We start from the raw sequence: 17,754 nt of genomic DNA on the forward strand, positions 1-17,754 counted from the left end.
CACCTGCGTGGGTACCCCGACGGAGTAGCAAAATTTCGTCCCACTAGGCTGAGACCACCCTGATGACGTATCTCACATCGGGCTCTTGCCCAGAAAGGATTCGGGCCACGATGACCGTACTCGACTCGATTCTCGACGGGGTGCGCGCTGATGTCGCCGCCCGCGAAGCCGTACTCGACTTCGCTGCAGTCAAGGCTGCTGCGGCCGCTGCACCGCCTGCACTCGATGCTGCAGCAGCACTTCTGGAATCGAGCATCGGCGTCATCGCCGAGGTCAAGCGAGCGAGCCCGTCAAAGGGTGCGCTGGCCGACATTGCCGATCCCGCAGAGCTTGCCGCGGCGTACCAAGCCGGTGGCGCACGCATCATCAGTGTCCTCACCGAAGAGCGCCGTTTTCACGGCTCGTTGGCCGACCTCGACGCAGTCCGTAAAGCGGTCACCATTCCGGTGCTGCGCAAGGACTTCATCGTGGGGCCGTACCAGATTCACGAGGCTCGCGCTCACGGCGCCGACGTCATCTTGCTGATCGTTGCCGCACTCGAACAGCAGGCCCTCGCCTCGCTCATCGATCGCACCGAATCTCTGGGAATGACTGCCCTCGTCGAGGTGCACACGGAAGAAGAAGCCAACCGCGCGCTCGAAGCCGGCGCCAAGGTTATCGGTGTGAACGCCCGCAATCTCAAGACTCTCGAGGTGGACAAGAACACCTTCGGTCGCATCGCTCCCGGTTTGCCGACCGAGACGATCAAGATCGCCGAGTCCGGTGTTCGCGGAACCGCCGATCTGTTGGCGTACGCCGGGGCGGGCGCCGACGCAGTGCTCGTCGGTGAAGGCCTCGTGACCAGCGGCGACCCTCGCAAGGCCGTCGCAGATCTGGTCAATGCAGGCGCACACCCGTCCTGCCCCAAACCGTCGCGATAAATCGCTTCACCCGCCCGGCGTGCTTTGATGCACCCGGGCGGTGACCAGCGACACCCTTGGGGCAGACTGGTGGGGTGACTTCACGTACTCAGGAACCAGGCTCCGGTGCACTATTCAAGGGCGGCAATTTGCCGCCGGCCAGCGCGGGACTCACCGAGCGCTCTCACGATCCCGACGCCGGAGGCCATTTCGGCGTCTATGGCGGACGGCATGTGCCGGAAGCACTCATGGCGGTTATCGAGGAAGTCACTGCGGAGTACGAAAAGGCTCGCGCGGACGACTCGTTCTTGAACGAACTCGATCGCTTGCAGCGCGATTACACCGGGCGTCCGTCGCCGATTTTCGAGGCAACGCGAATGAGCGAGTTCGCCGGCGGCGCGCGCATCATCCTCAAGCGTGAAGATCTGAACCACACCGGTTCTCACAAGATCAACAACGTTCTCGGTCAGGTTCTGCTGGCAAAGCGGATGGGCAAGACCCGCATCATCGCCGAGACCGGAGCGGGCCAGCACGGTGTGGCATCGGCCACCGCCTGTGCACTGCTCGGTCTCGAGTGCGTCATCTACATGGGTGCTGTCGACACCGAACGTCAAGCACTGAACGTCGCCCGCATGCGCCTTCTCGGCGCGGAGGTGGTCTCCGTCGAAACAGGTTCGCGCACGCTCAAGGACGCGATCAACGAAGCCTTGCGCGACTGGGTTTCCCACGCGGACAACACCTATTACTGCTTCGGTACCGCGGCAGGCCCGCACCCCTTCCCGACGATCGTGCGCGATTTCCAGCGCGTGGTCGGCCTCGAAACTCGCGCGCAGATTCAGGCGTTGACCGGCCGACTGCCCGATGCAGTCACAGCGTGCGTCGGTGGCGGCTCCAATGCGATCGGAATCTTCCACCCGTTCATCGACGATCTGTCGGTCCGTCTGGTCGGCTACGAAGCAGCCGGCGACGGCGTCGAAACTGGAAGGCATGCAGCAACGTTCGCCGGCGGTACCCCAGGCGCATTCCAAGGTGCCTACTCCTACCTGCTCCAGGACGAAGACGGTCAGACCATCGAATCGCATTCGATCTCGGCCGGTCTGGACTACCCGGGCGTCGGGCCCGAGCACGCGTACCTGAGCGACATCGGGCGTGCCACCTACGAGCCCGTCACCGACAGCGAAGCGATGGATGCGCTTCTGCTGCTCTCGCGCCGCGAAGGCATCATCCCGGCCATCGAATCCGCCCACGCCGTCGCCGGGGCACTCCGACTGGGCAAGGAACTCGGAGAGGGCGCGATCATCGTCGTCAATCTCTCCGGTCGCGGTGACAAGGACATGGACACCGCCGCAAGCTGGTTCGGTCTCTTCGACGGCGCCTCGGGTCAGACACCCGTTCCGGATGACGCAGCAGACCAGAACGACAACACGGAAGGCTCGGACAAGTGAGCGAACGACCATCACGCCTCGCACCCACCTTTGCAGCGTGCAAGGCTGACAAGCGTGCCGCCCTCGTCGGTTACCTGCCGGCCGGTTATCCGACCGTTCCCGAATCGATCGACGTGTTCAAGGCGATGGTCGACGGTGGCTGCGACATCATCGAGGTCGGTGTCGCGTATTCCGATCCCGTCATGGACGGTCCGACAATCCAGCGTGCAGCCGAAACCGCACTCACCAACGGCGTTCGACTGCGCGACATCTTCACCGTGATCGAGCAGATCAGTTCGGTCGGCGGCAAGGCCGTCGTGATGACCTACTGGAACCCGGTACTGCAGTACGGCGTCGACAAGTTTGCACGAGATCTCGCCTCTGCCGGTGGGCTCGGACTCATCACCCCCAACCTCATTCCGGAAGAAGCAGGCGCCTGGATGGAAGCATCCGAGGAGCACCACCTCGACCGGATCTTCCTTGTCGCGCCGTCCTCGACGGAAGAACGACTCGCGATGACGCTCGACGCGAGTAGTGGATTCATCTACGCGGCCTCGACGATGGGCGTCACCGGCGCTCGCGACGCCGTGTCCTCGATGGCTCCGGAACTGACCGCACGAATCCGCGCGCATTCCGACATTCCCGTCGGCGTCGGATTGGGTGTTCGGTCCGGCGCACAGGCTGCCGAAATCGCGGCATACGCCGATGCCGTCATCGTCGGCTCGGCTCTGGTCTCCGCGGTCGAGAACGGCTTGGGAGCAGTTCGCTCGCTCACCGAAGAACTCGCCGAGGGCGTCCGCTCGGCTACCGTGGCGTCGTGACCTCAACTGTGGACCTGCTGGCCTATATCCCCAGCCCGCCCCAAGGCGTCTGGTACGTCGGACCGGTAGCGCTGCGCGCCTACGCGCTCTTCATCATCCTCGGCATCATCGTCGCGATCATGTGGGGAGATCGTCGTTGGGTGGCCCGCGGCGGTGAGAAGGGGACTGTTCTCGACATCGCGATCTGGGCTGTTCCCTTCGGTCTGATCGGTGGCAGGCTCTACCACGTATTGACCGACTGGCCCGCTTATTTCGGCGAGAACGGGCAACCTCTCGACGCACTCAAGGTGTGGCAGGGAGGCCTCGGAATCTGGGGAGCAGTGTTCCTCGGCGGCATCGGTGCGTGGATCGGCTGCCGTCGCCGCGGCATTCCGGTGTCCGCGCTCGGTGATGCGATTGCACCCGGAATCTTGCTCGCGCAGGCCATCGGTCGTATCGGCAACTACTTCAACCAGGAGTTGTACGGTCGCGAGACCACCGTCCCATGGGGCCTCGAGATCTTCGAACGGGTGAACTCTTCCGGCCAACTCGATCAACTGGCTGGTGTCTCCAACGGAGAAGTCATTCGGGTCGTTCACCCGACGTTCCTCTACGAAGCTGTGTGGAACGTCCTGATCGTGATCCTGCTGGTCCTCGTCGACCGCCGATTCAAGATCGGCCACGGACGCCTGTTTGCTCTGTACGTCGCGGGCTATTGCCTGGGCCGGTTCGTCGTCGAACTGATGCGTGACGATTTCGCCTACGAGATCGCCGGCATTCGAGTCAACACATTCACTTCGGGGATCGTGTTCTTCGCCGCACTGGCCTACTTCTTCCTGGCGAAGAAGGGCCGTGAGGATCCGGCTGATTTGAAGTCGAAGAACTACGTCGCTGCGGTAGCTGCCGGTGAAGCAGGAGTCGCAGCGCCAGGCACCGACACTGATTCGGCGAAGGCCGACGCGAAAGTCACCGACGCAAAAGCATCCGAAGCGAAGGCCGCTGGATCCGATGCCGCTGGATCCGATGTCACTGGGTCCGATGCCAGTGAGGCAAGCGACTCCACGGCAGCGTCGGACGAGTCGTCGGACGCGGTGAAGCTGTCGAAGAAAGACAAGCCGTGACAGGTCCCTATTCGCAAGGGGGATTCCCCGACGATCAGGGACCGGTCTACGGCGCGCCCAATCCGTACGGCTATCAGCAGCCTCTACCGGCTGCGTCGATGTACGGGTTCGGTGATCCCTATGCCCCGTACGGTCGGCACCCGGTAACCGGGGAACCGTATTCCGACAAGTCGAAGGCCACCGCTGGACTGTTGCAGATCTTGCTGGGCTTCTTCGGAATCTGTGGAGTCGGGCGCCTCTACATCGGAAGTGTCGGGATCGGATTGTGCCAACTGCTCGGCATGTTCTTCGCGCTGTTCATGTCGGCGTTCCTGATCGGGATTCCGTTCGCCATCGGAATCTGGATCTGGGCGTTCGTCGACGGCATCGTGATACTTTCGGGCAATGCACGGGACGGTGTTCGTCGGCCATTACGGGGATGAACCGCGAGGATGAACGCGCAAACAGATGTGTGGGGGTCCGGCCACGCGAAGGTCGAAATCCTTCGCGCGGCCCGATAACAAAAGCTATTACGTACCGTCGTCGAATCGAAGGAAAGTACGTTGCCTAACTTGAACAAGAATCCGGAACCTTCCGAGTCGGGGGACTCGTCAGGATCGCAGTCGCCGGTTCCACCGCAGTTCGGGTCGCCGTTCGACTACGACGCGACGGCGGATGCGTCGTTGACGGAAACCTCGGCGCCCACGGAAAAGACGCCGTCGACGGAGACCACCGGCACGGGCCCGGGCTGGGACACGTATTCGGGAGTCGGAAACGGTCCGGGCTGGGGAAACCACCCCATCTACCCGCCGCCGACCGGAACCGAATCCACCACAGCTTTTCCCACCGCGGGTTCTGATTCCACCCCGAATCACCCCACGGCGCCCTACACGTCGCAGGAAAGCTACGTGGCCCAGAACTATCCGGCGCCGGACTACTCGGGTTCTACCCAATCCTCGACGGACGGTCCCGTCTACGGGGCGCCGGCAGATCAGACTCCGAATCCCTACGCGGCTCCGCCGCAGGACTACCCCGCCGCTCCGCCGCAGGGAAGCCAGAACTACGGTCAGCCGCAGGGCTACCCCCAGCCTGGATATTCGCAGCCGGGTTACGGTCAGCCTCAGGGCTACCCGCAAGGTCAGGGTTATCCTCAGCCTGGCTACGGCCTGGTCGACCCGTCCGCACCGTACGGACGAGACCCGATGACCGGCGAACCGTACTCGGACAAGTCGAAGACGACCGCCGGATTGCTGGGCATTCTGCTCGGCGGTTTCGGAGCAGGACGTTTTTACCTCAACCAGCCCGGCATGGCTGTCGCACAGATCGCGGTCACTTGGTTGACGTGTGGAATCGGTGGCATCTGGCCGCTCATCGACGGAATCATGATGTTGACCGGCAGCGTGCGCGATCAGTACAACCGCCCTTTGCGTAGCTGATCGAAACGACTTTCGGAAACTGTGACCCCCTGACACCCCGGTGTCAGGGGATCACAGTTTTCTCTCGCGACCTGCGGTTATGTGCTGATAAACTGGCGCACGTCGGCTGCATGTCCGCGTGGAGGTCGCCGAGTGCCGTTTTCTCGAATACCTGATCCTCGAGGCCTGTACGACCCCGATCAGGAAACCGATTCATGTGGTGTAGCCCTGGTAGCAGACACCTCTGGACGCCGCGCGCATTCCATTGTCGACGAGGCAATCGCGGTCCTGGGAAATCTCACCCACCGTGGCGCAGCCGGGCGCGAATCCAACAGCGGTGACGGCGCGGGGATCCTGATTCAGCTGCCGACGGAGTTATTCGACGCGGTGACCGAGTTCGAGCTTCCACCACCCAATGCGATGGGTGAGAACACCTACGCAGCCGGAAACTGCTTTCTTCCGGTGGATCAGGAAGCACGTGACTGCGCGCTGGTCCGGATAGACCGGTACGCAGCGGAAGAAGGACTGCGGATTATCGGGTGGCGAGAGGTGCCGGTCGAGAGCGACTGCGTCGGAACCGTTGCCGCGCAGTGTGCTCCGTACATCAGCCAGTGTTTTGTGACGTGCGCCGAGCCACGAGAGCGCAGTGTGGGCGGAATTGCCTTGGACCGACGAGTGTTTGCGCTCAGGAGGCAAGTCGAACGGATCGACCAGGACGGGGCCGCGGTGTATTTCCCCTCGTTGTCAGCTCGAACGATCGTGTACAAAGGCATGCTCACGCCGGCGCAGTTGCCCGGATACTTCACCGACCTCCGTGACGGCAGGATGCGAACTGCCTTGGCCGTCGTGCACAGTAGATACTCCACGAACACATTTCCCTCGTGGCCACTCGCACAGCCGTATCGCTGCATCGCTCACAACGGCGAGATCAACACGATTGTGGGAAACAGGAATTGGATGCGCGCTCGCGAGCCGATGCTGCGAAGCGCACTGCTCCATGGGGACATCGCTCGCCTGTTTCCGATCTGCACCCCGGGCGGATCCGACTCGGCGTCGTTAGACGAAGTGCTCGAGCTCTTGTCCCTCGGGGGCCGCAGCATGCAGCACGCCATCGCGATGATGATTCCCGGTGCCTGGGAGAACGATTCTTCGATGCCGGACGAGATGAGGGCCTTCTACCAATTTCATGCTTGCCTGATGGAACCGTGGGACGGTCCGGCGTCCGTGACTTTCAGCGATGGCACCGTCGTCGGGGCGGTGTTGGATCGCAACGGTCTTCGCCCAGGGCGGTGGTGGCGGATGAAGAACGGCCGTATCGTGCTGGCCAGTGAGAGCGGTGTGTTCGACGCTCCGACTTCCGAGGTATTGGAGAAGGGGCGCCTCGAACCGGGACGCATGTTCCTCGTCGACACCGCTCGCCGTGGCATCGTTTCCGATGCGGAGATCAAATCCGAACTCGCGAGCACAGCACCCTACCGGGGCTGGGTCGACGGAGGATTGGTCGATCTCGAGGAGATCCCCGTGTCTGCACCTGCCCGAGGCGATCCGGCTCCGCTGTTGCAGAGGCAACTGCTCTTCGGATACCAGGCAGAGGACTTGCAGGAAGTTCTCCTTCCAATGGCTCGCTCAGGATCGGAGCCGTTGGGATCGATGGGTGTCGACACACCCCTGGCTGTTCTCTCGGATCGGCCGAAGCTGTTGTACGACTATTTCGTCCAGCTCTTCGCGCAGGTGACGAACCCGCCATTGGATGCGATTCGCGAGCAGGTTGTCACGACTCTCGCAACCACGCTCGGTACCGAGCAGAACTTGTTCGAAGCATCTGCCCGCTCGTGTCGGAGGATCGTTCTGCACAAGCCGGTGATCGGGCCGGTGGTCATGAAGAAGATCACCGAACTCCACGGCCCTCGAACTCCGACATGCTTTGTCCTACCGGGACTGTTCGATGTTCGGGGCGGTCTGGCCGAGGGTATCGAGAGGCTTCGGGAGTCTGCCCGAACTGCCGCCGTCGACGGTATCGAGATTCTCGTGATCTCCGACCGTGGATCGGGCCCAGACCAGGCTCCCATTCCGTCGCTCCTCGCAGTATCGGCCGTGCACCACGATCTCGTTCGTCATGGCCTGCGGACCAAGGTGTCACTCGTCGTCGAATCAGGAGATGCCCGCGAACTTCATCACATCGCGCTCCTGATCGGATACGGTGCGGCGGCTGTTCATCCCTATCTTGCTCTCGAATCCGTGGAGGCACTCAGCGAGCAAGGCGAGCTTCCCGGGACAGATCCGAAGACGGCATCGGAGAACTATCTGAGAGCAACGAATTCCGGAGTGCTCAAGGTGATGTCGAAAATGGGCATAGCCACGGTTCACTCCTACACCGGCGCTCAGGTATTCGAGGCCGTGGGTTTGGGCCGGGCTTTGATCGACACGTACTTCTGCAACACACGAAGCCGGATCGGCGGAATCGGTATCACCGAAGTCGCGCGAGAAGTTCTGATGCGTCACGCGGCCACGTATCGCGCGGTGCAGCATCGGCAGTTGAGTAGCAGCGGAGAGTTCCGGTATCGCCGCGGTGGTGAATTGCATGTGTTCACACCCGAGTCCGTGTTCTTTCTCCAGCATGCGACCCGGACAGGGCGAAGTGAGATGTTTCGTCGCTACAGCGACGAAGTCGATCGACTGAGTGCGCAGGGCGGAACACTTCGGGGGCTGTTTCGATTTCGGCGTGGGATTCGTTCGCCGATTCCGCTCGATCAGGTCGAACCCGTCGAGATGATTCTCGCTCGATTCAACACCGGCGCGATGAGCTACGGTTCCCTCTCTGCCGAGGCGCACGAGACGATGGCGGTTGCGATGAATGCTCTCGGCGGACGTTCCAACACCGGTGAGGGCGGAGAGTCACCGGAGCGGTTGCGTGACGACAAGCGTCGTAGCGCTGTCAAGCAGGTCGCGAGTGGGCGCTTCGGGGTGACCAGCGATTACCTGGTCAATGCCACCGACATTCAGATCAAGATGGCCCAAGGTGCCAAACCCGGTGAAGGAGGGCAGCTTCCGGGGTACAAGGTGTACCCGTGGATCGCGGAAACCCGGTACTCGACGCCTGGAGTCGGGCTGATTTCTCCGCCCCCGCACCACGACATCTATTCGATCGAGGATCTCGCCCAATTGATCTACGACCTCAGATGCGCAAACGATCGTGCGCGGATACACGTGAAGTTGGTCAGCGCAGTCGGAGTCGGGACTGTTGCAGCTGGTGTGGCCAAAGCGCACGCCGACGTGGTGCTGATCTCCGGTCATGACGGGGGGACGGGCGCGGCGGCGCTCTCGTCCATCCACCACGCCGGTACGCCGTGGGAGATCGGGCTGGCCGAAACTCAGCAGACTCTGGTGCTCAACGGGTTACGCGATCGGATCGTCGTCCAGTGTGACGGGGGTTTGCGCACGGCGCGGGACGTCGTCGTCGCCGCGTTGCTGGGGGCGCAGGAGTACGGGTTTTCCACGGCGCCACTCATCGCGGCCGGCTGCGTCATGATGCGGGTATGTCACCTCGACACCTGCCCCGTCGGAGTAGCAACGCAGAATCCCGAACTGCGCGAGCGATTCACCGGCCGGCCGGAGTACGTCGAGAACTTCTTCCGCTTCATCGCCGACGACGTACGACGTTTGTTGGCAGAACTGGGGTTTCGAAGTATCGACGACGCTCTGGGCCACGCAGACGTATTGGAAATGTCTCCGGCGGTGGCGCATTGGAAGAGTCGCACGTTGGACCTCTCACCGCTCTTCGACGTTCCGGCCGCGCCGACCGGCGCGGCCTACCCGCCGTGTGTCCCTGTTTCGAGCGAACTCGAACGCACCCTGATCGAGTGCGCTGCGAACTCACTCGAGGACGCTCGACCCGTGCATATCGAACTGCCAGTACACAATACGGATCGGGCGGTGGGGACGAGGCTTGGCGCTGAGGTGACCAGACGCTACGGCGCTGGCGGGCTACCCGAAGGCACCATCGACATCGTGCTCAGCGGAACGGCAGGCCAGTCGCTCGGTGCGTTCCTGCCGCCCGGCATCTCGCTGGTCGTAGTCGGCGATGCAAACGATTACGTGGGGAAGGGTCTGTCCGGTGGACGAATTGTGCTCCGGCCGAGTGAGGATGCACCCTTCGTGGCCGAGGAGCAGGTCATTGCCGGCAATACGCTGCTGTACGGCGCTACGAGCGGTGCACTCTATGTCCGGGGGCGTGTCGGGGAACGATTCGCGGTGCGCAACTCGGGCGCGGTCGCTGTGGTGGAAGGCGTCGGCGACCATGCGTGTGAGTACATGACCGGAGGTCGCGTCGTCATAATCGGCCCAACTGGTAGGAACCTTGCTGCGGGAATGTCCGGCGGAATTGCTTTCGTACTCGACGTGAAGGCAGAGAAGGTCAACTGCGACATGGTCGTTCTGGAGCGGCCTTCGACGGAAGACTGTAGTCAGCTGGTCGAAATTCTCGGCGAGCATGTGGCTGCGACCGGCTCGCCGGTGGCGGCAGAACTTCTCGAGGACTGGGTTGGCCAGAGTCCGAGATTCACCAAAGTTTTGCCCGTCGATTATCAGAAGGTCGTGGAAGAGAACGAACTGGTGGAGCCGGCCCATGCCTGACCCACGCGGGTTCCTCGACGTGAAACGATCCGGCACACCGACCAGATCGACCGATGTGCGTGTCGGCGACTGGGCGTCGGTATACGAGTCGCTGGATCCCGTCGTGCGAAATCGAGGCGTATCTTCACAGGCCTCGCGCTGCATGGACTGCGCTGTGCCGTACTGCCATTCGGCCGGCGTCGGGTGTCCGCTCGGCAATCTCATCCCGGAATGGAACGACCTCGTTCGGCGTGGACGGTGGTCCGAAGCTTCGGAGAATCTGCATTCCACCAACAATTTCCCCGAGTTCACCGGACATCTGTGCCCCGCTCCGTGCGAAACGGCGTGCGTTCTCGCACTCGACGACGAGCACACGTCGGGAGGTGTCACCATCAAGCGCATCGAACAGGCAATCGTCGACAACGCCTGGGAGTCGGGTTGGTTGGGGCCGCAGGAACCTGTAGGTCACAGCGGACACCGTGTCGCGGTAGTCGGTTCGGGACCGGCGGGACTTGCTGCGGCTCAACAACTGACACGAGCCGGACATAATGTCACGGTGTTCGAGCGGAGCGATCGGATCGGGGGACTGCTTCGCTACGGAATTCCGGAATTCAAGTTGCCCAAGGCCTTGATCAACCGGCGGTTGGACCAACTGACCGCCGAAGGGACCAGATTCGTCACCGACTGTGCCGTCGGAGTGAACGTGAGCGCGCACGACCTGCTGACGGATTTCGAGGCGGTAGTCCTGGCGGTAGGGGCCGATCGTGCCAGAGACACCGACGTACCGGGTCGTGGACTTCGCGGAATCCATCGTGCGATGACGTACCTGCGTGCGGCCAACCGCGAATGCGAGGGGGACGGCGCGTCGAGCATCTCGGCACGAGGTAAGAACGTCGTGATCATCGGTGGCGGTGACACGGCCGCCGACTGCCTCGGCACCGTGCATCGCCAGGGCGGCCTCTCGGTGACGGAATTGGATTACCACGTCCCACCTCCGGCACGCCGCGATCGAGATCGCGACCCATGGCCGCTGTGGCCGCGGGTCCTGCGCACCTCGCCGGCAGACGAGGAAGGCAGTGACAAACGGTTCCGATGGGCAGCGCAGCAATTTCTCGACGACGGTGAGGGTGCGGTCCGTGCAATCCGGATGGTTCCGGTAGCCGTGTCACGAAGGGCGAACGGACAACGGACCCTGGTGGAGACCGGCGACACGATCGATCTCGTGTGCGAGATGGTCCTACTCGCGCTCGGTTTCGAGGGCGTCGAAACCGCCCCGCTGCTCACCGACCTTGATGTCGGCACCGATCCACTCGGCCGAATCGAGTGTGATGTCAGGTGGCAGACCCGGACGCCTGGTGTATTCGTCTGCGGCGACGCGCATCGCGGGGCGTCACTCGTCGTCTGGGCGATTGCCGAAGGTCGGTCGGCCGCACGTGCCGTCGACGTGTATCTCACAGGCGAGTCTGAGCTTCCCGCTCCGGTTCATCCAAAGGCATTTCCGCTGTTCGTGAGCTGAACAACTGAATCGAGTAAGTACAGAAAGCGCAGGTCGCAAATGCCGGATAGAAGTGCGGTGGGGTAGCGACTAGGCTCGAGCCGTGAACCGACGGACAAAAATTGTATGCACACTTGGACCTGCGACAGCTTCTGGCGACCGCATCCGTGAGCTCGTGGAGAGCGGCATGGACGTGGCTCGCCTCAACTTCAGCCACGGCGAGCATGCCGATCACGAAGAAAACTACATTCGCGTCCGCGCCGCGTCGGACGCCACCGGAAAGGCCGTCGGTGTTCTCGCCGACCTTCAGGGACCCAAGATTCGTCTCGGCCGATTCAAGGACGAGCGGACCACCTGGGCCAACGGCGAAGAAGTTCGTATCACCGTCGACGACGTCGAGGGAACGCACGATCGCGTCGGCACCACGTACAAGGAATTGGCGCGCGACGCCAAGGCCGGCGATCGACTTCTGGTCGACGACGGAAAGGTCGGCCTGGTCGTCACGTCCATCGACGGCAACGACGTCGTCTGTCGGGTCACCGAAGGCGGTCCGGTCAGCAACAACAAGGGCCTCTCACTGCCCGGTATGAACGTCTCCGTTCCAGCCCTGTCGGGTAAGGACATCGCCGACCTCGAGTTTGCGCTCAAGCTGGGCGTCGACTTCATTGCACTGTCCTTCGTTCGCTCACCCGCGGATGTCGAATTGGTTCACGCCATCATGGATCGAGTCGGGCGCCGCGTTCCCGTCATCGCGAAGCTCGAGAAGCCCGAGGCCATCGACAATCTCGAAGCCATCGTGCTCGCGTTCGACGCCGTCATGGTCGCCCGCGGTGACCTCGGTGTCGAGTTGCCGCTCGAGCAGGTCCCGCTCGTTCAGAAGCGCGCAATCCAGATTGCTCGTGAGAACGCGAAGCCGGTCATCGTCGCCACGCAGATGCTCGAATCGATGATCGAGAACTCACGTCCGACTCGTGCAGAGGCGTCCGATGTCGCCAACGCCGTTCTCGACGGCGCGGATGCAGTCATGCTCTCGGGCGAGACTTCGGTGGGCAAGTACGTCATGGAAACTGTTCGCACCATGGCCCGCATCGTCGAGGCCGTCGAGAACGAATCAACCCGTGTCCCACCGCTGACCCACGTCCCGCGCACCAAGCGCGGTGTCATCTCGTACGCCGCACGCGACATCGGCGAACGTCTCGACGCCAAGGCCTTGGTTGCGTTCACTCAGTCCGGTGACACGGTGCGTCGACTGGCTCGTCTGCACACGCCGCTGCCGTTGCTCGCCTTCACGCCGCTGCCCGCTGTGCGCAGTCAGCTGACGCTGACGTGGGGAACCGAGACGTTCCTGGTCGATGCGGTGGCCACCACCGACGAGATGGTGCGTCAGGTCGACAGTGCATTGCTCTCACTCGGGCGGTACGTCAAGGGCGACCTCGTGGTGATCGTTGCCGGGTCCCCTCCGGGAACTGTCGGCTCCACCAACCTCATTCACGTCCATCGCATCGGCGAAGAGGACCACTGAGTGACCCACGCGAACGCGTCCACCGACCTCGGTACTCTCCTCGGTCTGTTGGATCTGGAGCAGATCGGTGAAGACGCGTTCCGTGGATACCACCCGAAACAGGTAGGTTCGCGGACGTTCGGCGGTCAGTTGGTGTCTCAGGCACTGATGGCCGCCGGACGGACTGTCGATGGTGATCGCCCCATCCATGCCGTGAACGCCCACTTCATTCGGGGCGGAGATGTCAAGGCGCCTATCGACTACCGGGTGGAGCGTCATCGCGACGGGAGGGCATTCGCCAATCGCCAGGTGACGGCCTATCAGGGTGAGAACGAATTGTTCGTGATGCTCGCGGCATTCCAGGACTCCGGCAAGGGGCTCGACCATGCTGTCGAGATTCCGGATGTTCCACTTCCGGAGTCGTTGCCTCCCATCGGCGATCATCTGGTGGGGTACGAGGAGAAGCTGCCGCATTTCAGTGCAGCGCTCAAGCCGATCGACATGCGGTACGCCAACGATCCGGCGTGGATCCTCAAGGGCACCGGCGAGAAACTCAACCACAATCGGGTGTGGATGCGCCCCGACGGTGATCTGCCGGACGATTCGCTCATTCATGCTGCGACGCTGGCATATTCGTCCGATACCACCGTGCTCGATTCGATTCTGACCACTCATGGTTTGTCCTGGGGTCATGATCGTATCGTCGCGGCGACGGTCAATCATTCGATCTGGTTCCATCGCCCGTTCCGGTTCACCGACTGGGTTCTGTACGCCACCGAATCGCCGGTCGCTGCGGGTTCGCGCGGTCTGGCAACCGGACGGTACTTCTCGGTGGAAGGGCTGCTGTTGGCGACGGTGGTCCAAGAAGGAATGATCAGGCATTTCCCGCGTAAAGGGGAATGAGAAGCGGGCCCGAGACTGAACTCGGGCCCAGATTCAAGCGGACTTGCGATATTGCGGTGAGAGTTCGTCGGCTCGGTCCCACGGAGACCAGTCGACCTCGCGTCCATCGAGTTGGGCCGCAACAACTTCCAAGCCCGCGTGCCAACCGGCGGCGTGGGCGTACGCCGACTCTTCGTCTTCCATCGTGTGGGTGAGGGTCAGCCAACAGCCGCCGGTGCCGTCCGGCGCCAGTTCCCAATGCAGAGTATCTGCGTCCCAGAGGAATTCGAGAATTCGGTGCGGGTGGACGCTGATGACCGTCCCGCGCGTCACATGATCTGCGGGCAGTCCGAATCGCTCGACTTGTTCCGGTGTCACCTTGAACAGCAGATCCGCGCCTGGAGTGAGATTGAAATCGACGTCCGCCGGGAACCAGGCGTCGAGGTACTCGCGTTCTGTTATGACCTTCCAGACCTTGTCCGGTGCGTGCGGAATCGCCAATTGGAAGCTCAGTGACACCCGACCGTCATAGGTCAGGTTGATCTTGCCGTTGTCCATCGGTGCCTCCAATGCTTGGTGCCCGTGCGGTTGCCCCCATCGTGCCATCTAATTGCTTAGGATGGAATAACTGCAGGTCAGATCGTTACCTATTGATAGGTTCTGTCGATTTGTCTCGTTTTGAGAGCGGCGTTCTGGATGCGTTTCGTGGCAGTGAAACAAACGCGCGGTACGCTGACCATGCACGACTGGCGCGGGTGGGAATTACCACCGGGGAGTGCACATCGCGAGGCATCGACCGCCTGGGTGCTTCACACATCTTGTGTGAAGGGGATCCATGTCTACTGAAAAGCTGTCTACTGAAAAGCTGCCTACTGAAAATCTGTCTACCGGAAATCTGCCCAGCCAGAACGCGCCCGCTCGAGTTATCGACGGACGCGCAATTGCCGATGCTGCGCTCTCGGACCTGTCGGTGCGCACCAGGCAGTTTCGTGATGAGACGGGGCACGTTCCTTGCCTGGCCGCCGTCATCGTGGGAGCGGACCCGGCGTCGAAGGCCTATGTGCGGATGAAGGCCAATCGGTCTGTCGCCGTTGGAATGACGTCGCGGACGGTCGAACTCCCGGTGAGTACAACCACCGAAGAACTCGTCGACGTGCTGAGAGCGTTGTCGGAGGATCCTGTGGTCGACGGCATACTGCTGCAGCATCCGGTGCCGGTCCATATCGACGAGCGGGTCGCGTTCGACGCGATCTCGGCCGACAAGGACGTCGACGGCGTTACCTCGGCTTCGTTCGCGGCAATGGCCTTGAACGGTGGGGGATTCGAATCGTGTACCCCGAGTGGCATCCTGCGCCTGCTCGACGCCACAGGCGTCGAACTCGCCGGAAAGCATGCCGTCGTGGTCGGCCGAAGCCCGATACTCGGATTGCCGATGGGGATGCTGCTCCTGCGTCGGGACGCGACAGTGACGTACTGCCATTCGCGAACCGTCGACCTTGCCGCCCACGTCGGTACGGCAGACGTCGTCATCGCCGCTGTCGGCGTTCCGGAACTGATCAAAGGGGCGTGGATCAAGCCTGGGGCAGTGGTGATCGATGCGGGGTACAACGAGGGCAACGTCGGAGACGTGGAGTACGTCGCCGCGCTCCCTCATGCCGGCGCGATCACACCGGTGCCGGGTGGCGTCGGCCCCATGACGGTTGCCGTCCTGCTGGAACAAACACTGGCAGCAGCAGTTCGGGCAGCAGCAGTTCGGGCATGAGGATCATGACAGTCGTGTTGGACCGGTCCCACAATCGCCTCGGACCGATTGTGAGACCTCGGTTTCGAGACGGAGATTCAGCCGACCCTCGACAACCGGATTACGGCAGTTGACGACGGCTGCGCCGGGATGCCTGCGCTGGAAGCACAATTGGGTAGTCAATGTCAGTTGTCGACTGCGGGGATGTCGACCGTCAACCGGGACGGTGAATCGGATGTCGACACCGTGTACGTCGGACGGATGTCGACCGTCCCGACAAACGACTGCAGGATCGTATTGTTCACCGCTGCACTGTCCATACGCGTGATGCTCGCGCCCTCGTGCGATACAGAGTCGAGCACGGAATCCGATTGGACTCCCATCAGATCGACCTGAAGTATCGATCGACTGCCGACATCCACGACTGTGCTGTCACCCGCTCGGATTGCTTCACTGACATATTCGGCTTTCCAGAACACAGATCCGCTTCCGTCGAAGCGATAGGTGATGCGAGTGAAACCATCGTGATCGGTCACGTCGATCTCGGTCACCTCGACGCGCGGATTCGGTGAAGGGATCTCCGTGTCGTTCGGCAACGGGGGAAGCATGGAGATCTCGGTGGATGGGGCATCGGTCGGGGGAGAGCCGACCTGAAGGGTGCCGGTCTGTGTTGCAGCATCGAGGACGGCCTGGGTGGAAGATTCGCCGGCAGTGTTGGATTCGCGGGCGGTGTTGGATTCGCGGGCGGTGTCGGATTGGTCGTCAGTCTGACACCCGGAGAGCAGCACGAAAATAAAGATGGCTCCGAGCAGAGCAATCAGCCGACGACCGTTCATGGATCGAATCTAGCCGCGGTTGATCTGGGGTACAGCCGAATGCCGAACCTTGCGGTGCGGCGGCTGCGGCAGGTGGTGCCCTCGGTGAGACTCGAACTCACACTGGACGGGTTTTGAATCCGTTTCCTCTGCCAATTGGGATACGAGGGCTTGTTGCGATGACTACATTAGAAGATGCGATTTCAATGTCAAACACCGGTACCCTCTAATCGTTCGCGTCTCGTGTCGGGGCGGTTCGATGGAGGAGGATGGTGGCCATGAATTCGCCGCAGCCGCAAGGCAATCAGCTCGCACCCCGTCGTGTTGTCGTCGCTGAAGACGAGGCGTTGATCCGTATGGATCTGGTCGAGATGCTTCGCGAAGAGGGCTACGACGTCGTCGGTGAGGCCGGCGACGGGCAGGTCGCGGTGGAGTTGGCCGAGTCGCTCAAGCCTGATCTGGTCATCATGGACGTGAAGATGCCCAGGAGAGACGGCATCGACGCCGCTTCGGAGATTGCCGCCAAACGCATCGCTCCTGTTGTCATTCTCACAGCATTCAGTCAGCGCGAGTTGGTGGAGCGCGCGCGCGATGCCGGCGCCATGGCTTACTTGGTCAAGCCGTTCTCCATCAGTGACCTCGTTCCCGCCGTCGAATTGGCGGTCAGTCGTTTCCGAGAGGTGACGGCGCTCGAGCGTGAGGTCGCCGATCTGTCCGACCGGCTCGAAGCACGCAAGCTGATCGAGCGTGCCAAGAGTGTTCTGATGGTTCGCCAAGCGCTCACCGAACCCGAGGCGTTCAAGTGGATCCAGCGCGCGGCGATGGACAGGCGTTCCACGATGAAGGCCGTCGCACAGGTCGTGCTGGAAACCCTGGGCGGTGAACCGGACGCTTGAGCGAAGTGTCCGGAACCCGGCTGTATCGAGCAGCTGCGTCGACGTTCGAAACCTCGCGCAGCGCTACAGCCGTGTAAACACTGTGCGCCTTCAGATAACAGTCAGGTCACAGGGCTTTCTTGAAGGATCGCGAAACGGTTCCAAGGTCTAGCGTCTGATCCCACAGCGAGCGCCA

The 17,754-nt window shown here is 62.1% G+C and carries 14 protein-coding genes, 1 tRNA gene and 1 riboswitch; of the genes, 12 read left to right on the forward strand and 3 right to left on the reverse strand.

The features are described from left to right. Positions 1-110 precede the first annotated feature (110 nt). The 10 genes from trpC (at position 111) to ABWI03_RS28220 (ending at position 14,148) form a co-directional block, all read left to right on the forward strand. Complete coding sequence (trpC, locus tag ABWI03_RS28175) at positions 111-920, forward strand: indole-3-glycerol phosphate synthase TrpC (RefSeq protein ID WP_003944016.1); 810 nt, start codon at positions 111-113, stop codon at positions 918-920. 74 nt (positions 921-994) lie between these two features. Continuing rightward, positions 995-2,344: a tryptophan synthase subunit beta gene (gene trpB / locus ABWI03_RS28180; RefSeq protein ID WP_298780728.1), complete on the forward strand. Its 1,350-nt coding sequence runs from the start codon at positions 995-997 to the stop codon at positions 2,342-2,344. Beyond that, complete coding sequence (gene trpA, locus ABWI03_RS28185; protein WP_003944010.1) at positions 2,341-3,144, forward strand: tryptophan synthase subunit alpha; 804 nt, start codon at positions 2,341-2,343, stop codon at positions 3,142-3,144. The genes trpB and trpA overlap by 4 nt, the downstream gene beginning before the upstream one ends. Beyond that, entirely contained in the window at positions 3,141-4,244 is a 1,104-nt protein-coding gene (gene lgt / locus ABWI03_RS28190; RefSeq protein ID WP_298780724.1) for a prolipoprotein diacylglyceryl transferase, read from the forward strand. Before trpA ends, lgt begins: the two co-directional genes overlap by 4 nt. Continuing rightward, complete coding sequence (locus ABWI03_RS28195) at positions 4,241-4,666, forward strand: TM2 domain-containing protein (protein ID WP_124569821.1); 426 nt, start codon at positions 4,241-4,243, stop codon at positions 4,664-4,666. Before lgt ends, ABWI03_RS28195 begins: the two co-directional genes overlap by 4 nt. Before the next feature lie 129 nt (positions 4,667-4,795). Then, positions 4,796-5,659: a TM2 domain-containing protein gene (locus tag ABWI03_RS28200; RefSeq protein WP_298781415.1), complete on the forward strand. Its 864-nt coding sequence runs from the start codon at positions 4,796-4,798 to the stop codon at positions 5,657-5,659. A gap of 132 nt (positions 5,660-5,791) precedes the next feature. Next, positions 5,792-10,270, forward strand: coding sequence for a glutamate synthase large subunit (gltB, locus tag ABWI03_RS28205; protein WP_298780720.1), 4,479 nt, complete (start codon positions 5,792-5,794; stop codon positions 10,268-10,270). Continuing rightward, positions 10,263-11,765, forward strand: coding sequence for a glutamate synthase subunit beta (locus ABWI03_RS28210; RefSeq protein ID WP_298780717.1), 1,503 nt, complete (start codon positions 10,263-10,265; stop codon positions 11,763-11,765). The genes gltB and ABWI03_RS28210 overlap by 8 nt, the downstream gene beginning before the upstream one ends. Positions 11,766-11,847: 82 nt before the next feature. Then, positions 11,848-13,266, forward strand: coding sequence for a pyruvate kinase (gene pyk / locus ABWI03_RS28215; protein WP_003944038.1), 1,419 nt, complete (start codon positions 11,848-11,850; stop codon positions 13,264-13,266). Beyond that, a complete protein-coding gene (locus ABWI03_RS28220) occupies positions 13,267-14,148 on the forward strand; it encodes an acyl-CoA thioesterase (RefSeq protein ID WP_124569818.1) in 882 nt (293 codons plus the stop codon). A gap of 33 nt (positions 14,149-14,181) precedes the next feature. On the opposite strand, the gene ABWI03_RS28225 is transcribed toward ABWI03_RS28220, so the two are convergent. Continuing rightward, on the reverse strand, positions 14,182-14,685 hold the full coding sequence (locus ABWI03_RS28225) for an SRPBCC domain-containing protein (protein ID WP_003944006.1): 504 nt from the start codon (positions 14,683-14,685) through the stop codon (positions 14,182-14,184). 174 nt (positions 14,686-14,859) lie between these two features. After that, positions 14,860-14,940: riboswitch (ZMP/ZTP riboswitch) on the forward strand. A 22-nt stretch (positions 14,941-14,962) separates the two neighbouring features. Here ABWI03_RS28225 and ABWI03_RS28230 point away from each other — a divergent pair. Then, complete coding sequence (locus tag ABWI03_RS28230; RefSeq protein WP_298780711.1) at positions 14,963-15,889, forward strand: bifunctional 5,10-methylenetetrahydrofolate dehydrogenase/5,10-methenyltetrahydrofolate cyclohydrolase; 927 nt, start codon at positions 14,963-14,965, stop codon at positions 15,887-15,889. A 164-nt stretch (positions 15,890-16,053) separates the two neighbouring features. On the opposite strand, the gene ABWI03_RS28235 is transcribed toward ABWI03_RS28230, so the two are convergent. Together ABWI03_RS28235 and ABWI03_RS28240 are read right to left on the reverse strand one after the other, a co-directional pair. After that, positions 16,054-16,704 (reverse strand): AMIN-like domain-containing (lipo)protein, encoded by a 651-nt coding sequence (locus ABWI03_RS28235; RefSeq protein ID WP_298780708.1) that lies wholly within the window; start codon positions 16,702-16,704, stop codon positions 16,054-16,056. Positions 16,705-16,777: 73 nt separating this feature from the next. Continuing rightward, positions 16,778-16,854, reverse strand: a tRNA-Leu gene (locus ABWI03_RS28240). A 107-nt stretch (positions 16,855-16,961) separates the two neighbouring features. On the opposite strand from ABWI03_RS28240, the gene ABWI03_RS28245 reads away from it, so the two are divergent. After that, positions 16,962-17,579: an ANTAR domain-containing response regulator gene (locus ABWI03_RS28245; protein ID WP_003944029.1), complete on the forward strand. Its 618-nt coding sequence runs from the start codon at positions 16,962-16,964 to the stop codon at positions 17,577-17,579. The last annotated feature ends 175 nt before the right edge of the window (positions 17,580-17,754 follow it).

It is taken from the genome of Rhodococcus baikonurensis (assembly GCF_040489275.1).
Lineage (GTDB): Bacteria > Actinomycetota > Actinomycetes > Mycobacteriales > Mycobacteriaceae > Rhodococcus_F > Rhodococcus_F baikonurensis.

Bases quoted from the DNA above. Each gene is read 5' to 3' on its own strand.
- ABWI03_RS28245 (WP_003944029.1), top strand. From the start codon at position 16,962: ATGAATTCGCCGCAGCCGCAAGGCAATCAGCTCGCACCCCGTCGTGTT.
- ABWI03_RS28210 (WP_298780717.1), top strand. From the start codon at position 10,263: ATGCCTGACCCACGCGGGTTCCTCGACGTGAAACGATCCGGCACACCG.
- trpC (WP_003944016.1), top strand. From the start codon at position 111: ATGACCGTACTCGACTCGATTCTCGACGGGGTGCGCGCTGATGTCGCC.
- ABWI03_RS28225 (WP_003944006.1), bottom strand. From the start codon at position 14,685: ATGGACAACGGCAAGATCAACCTGACCTATGACGGTCGGGTGTCACTG.
- ABWI03_RS28230 (WP_298780711.1), top strand. From the start codon at position 14,963: ATGTCTACTGAAAAGCTGTCTACTGAAAAGCTGCCTACTGAAAATCTG.
- ABWI03_RS28235 (WP_298780708.1), bottom strand. From the start codon at position 16,704: ATGAACGGTCGTCGGCTGATTGCTCTGCTCGGAGCCATCTTTATTTTC.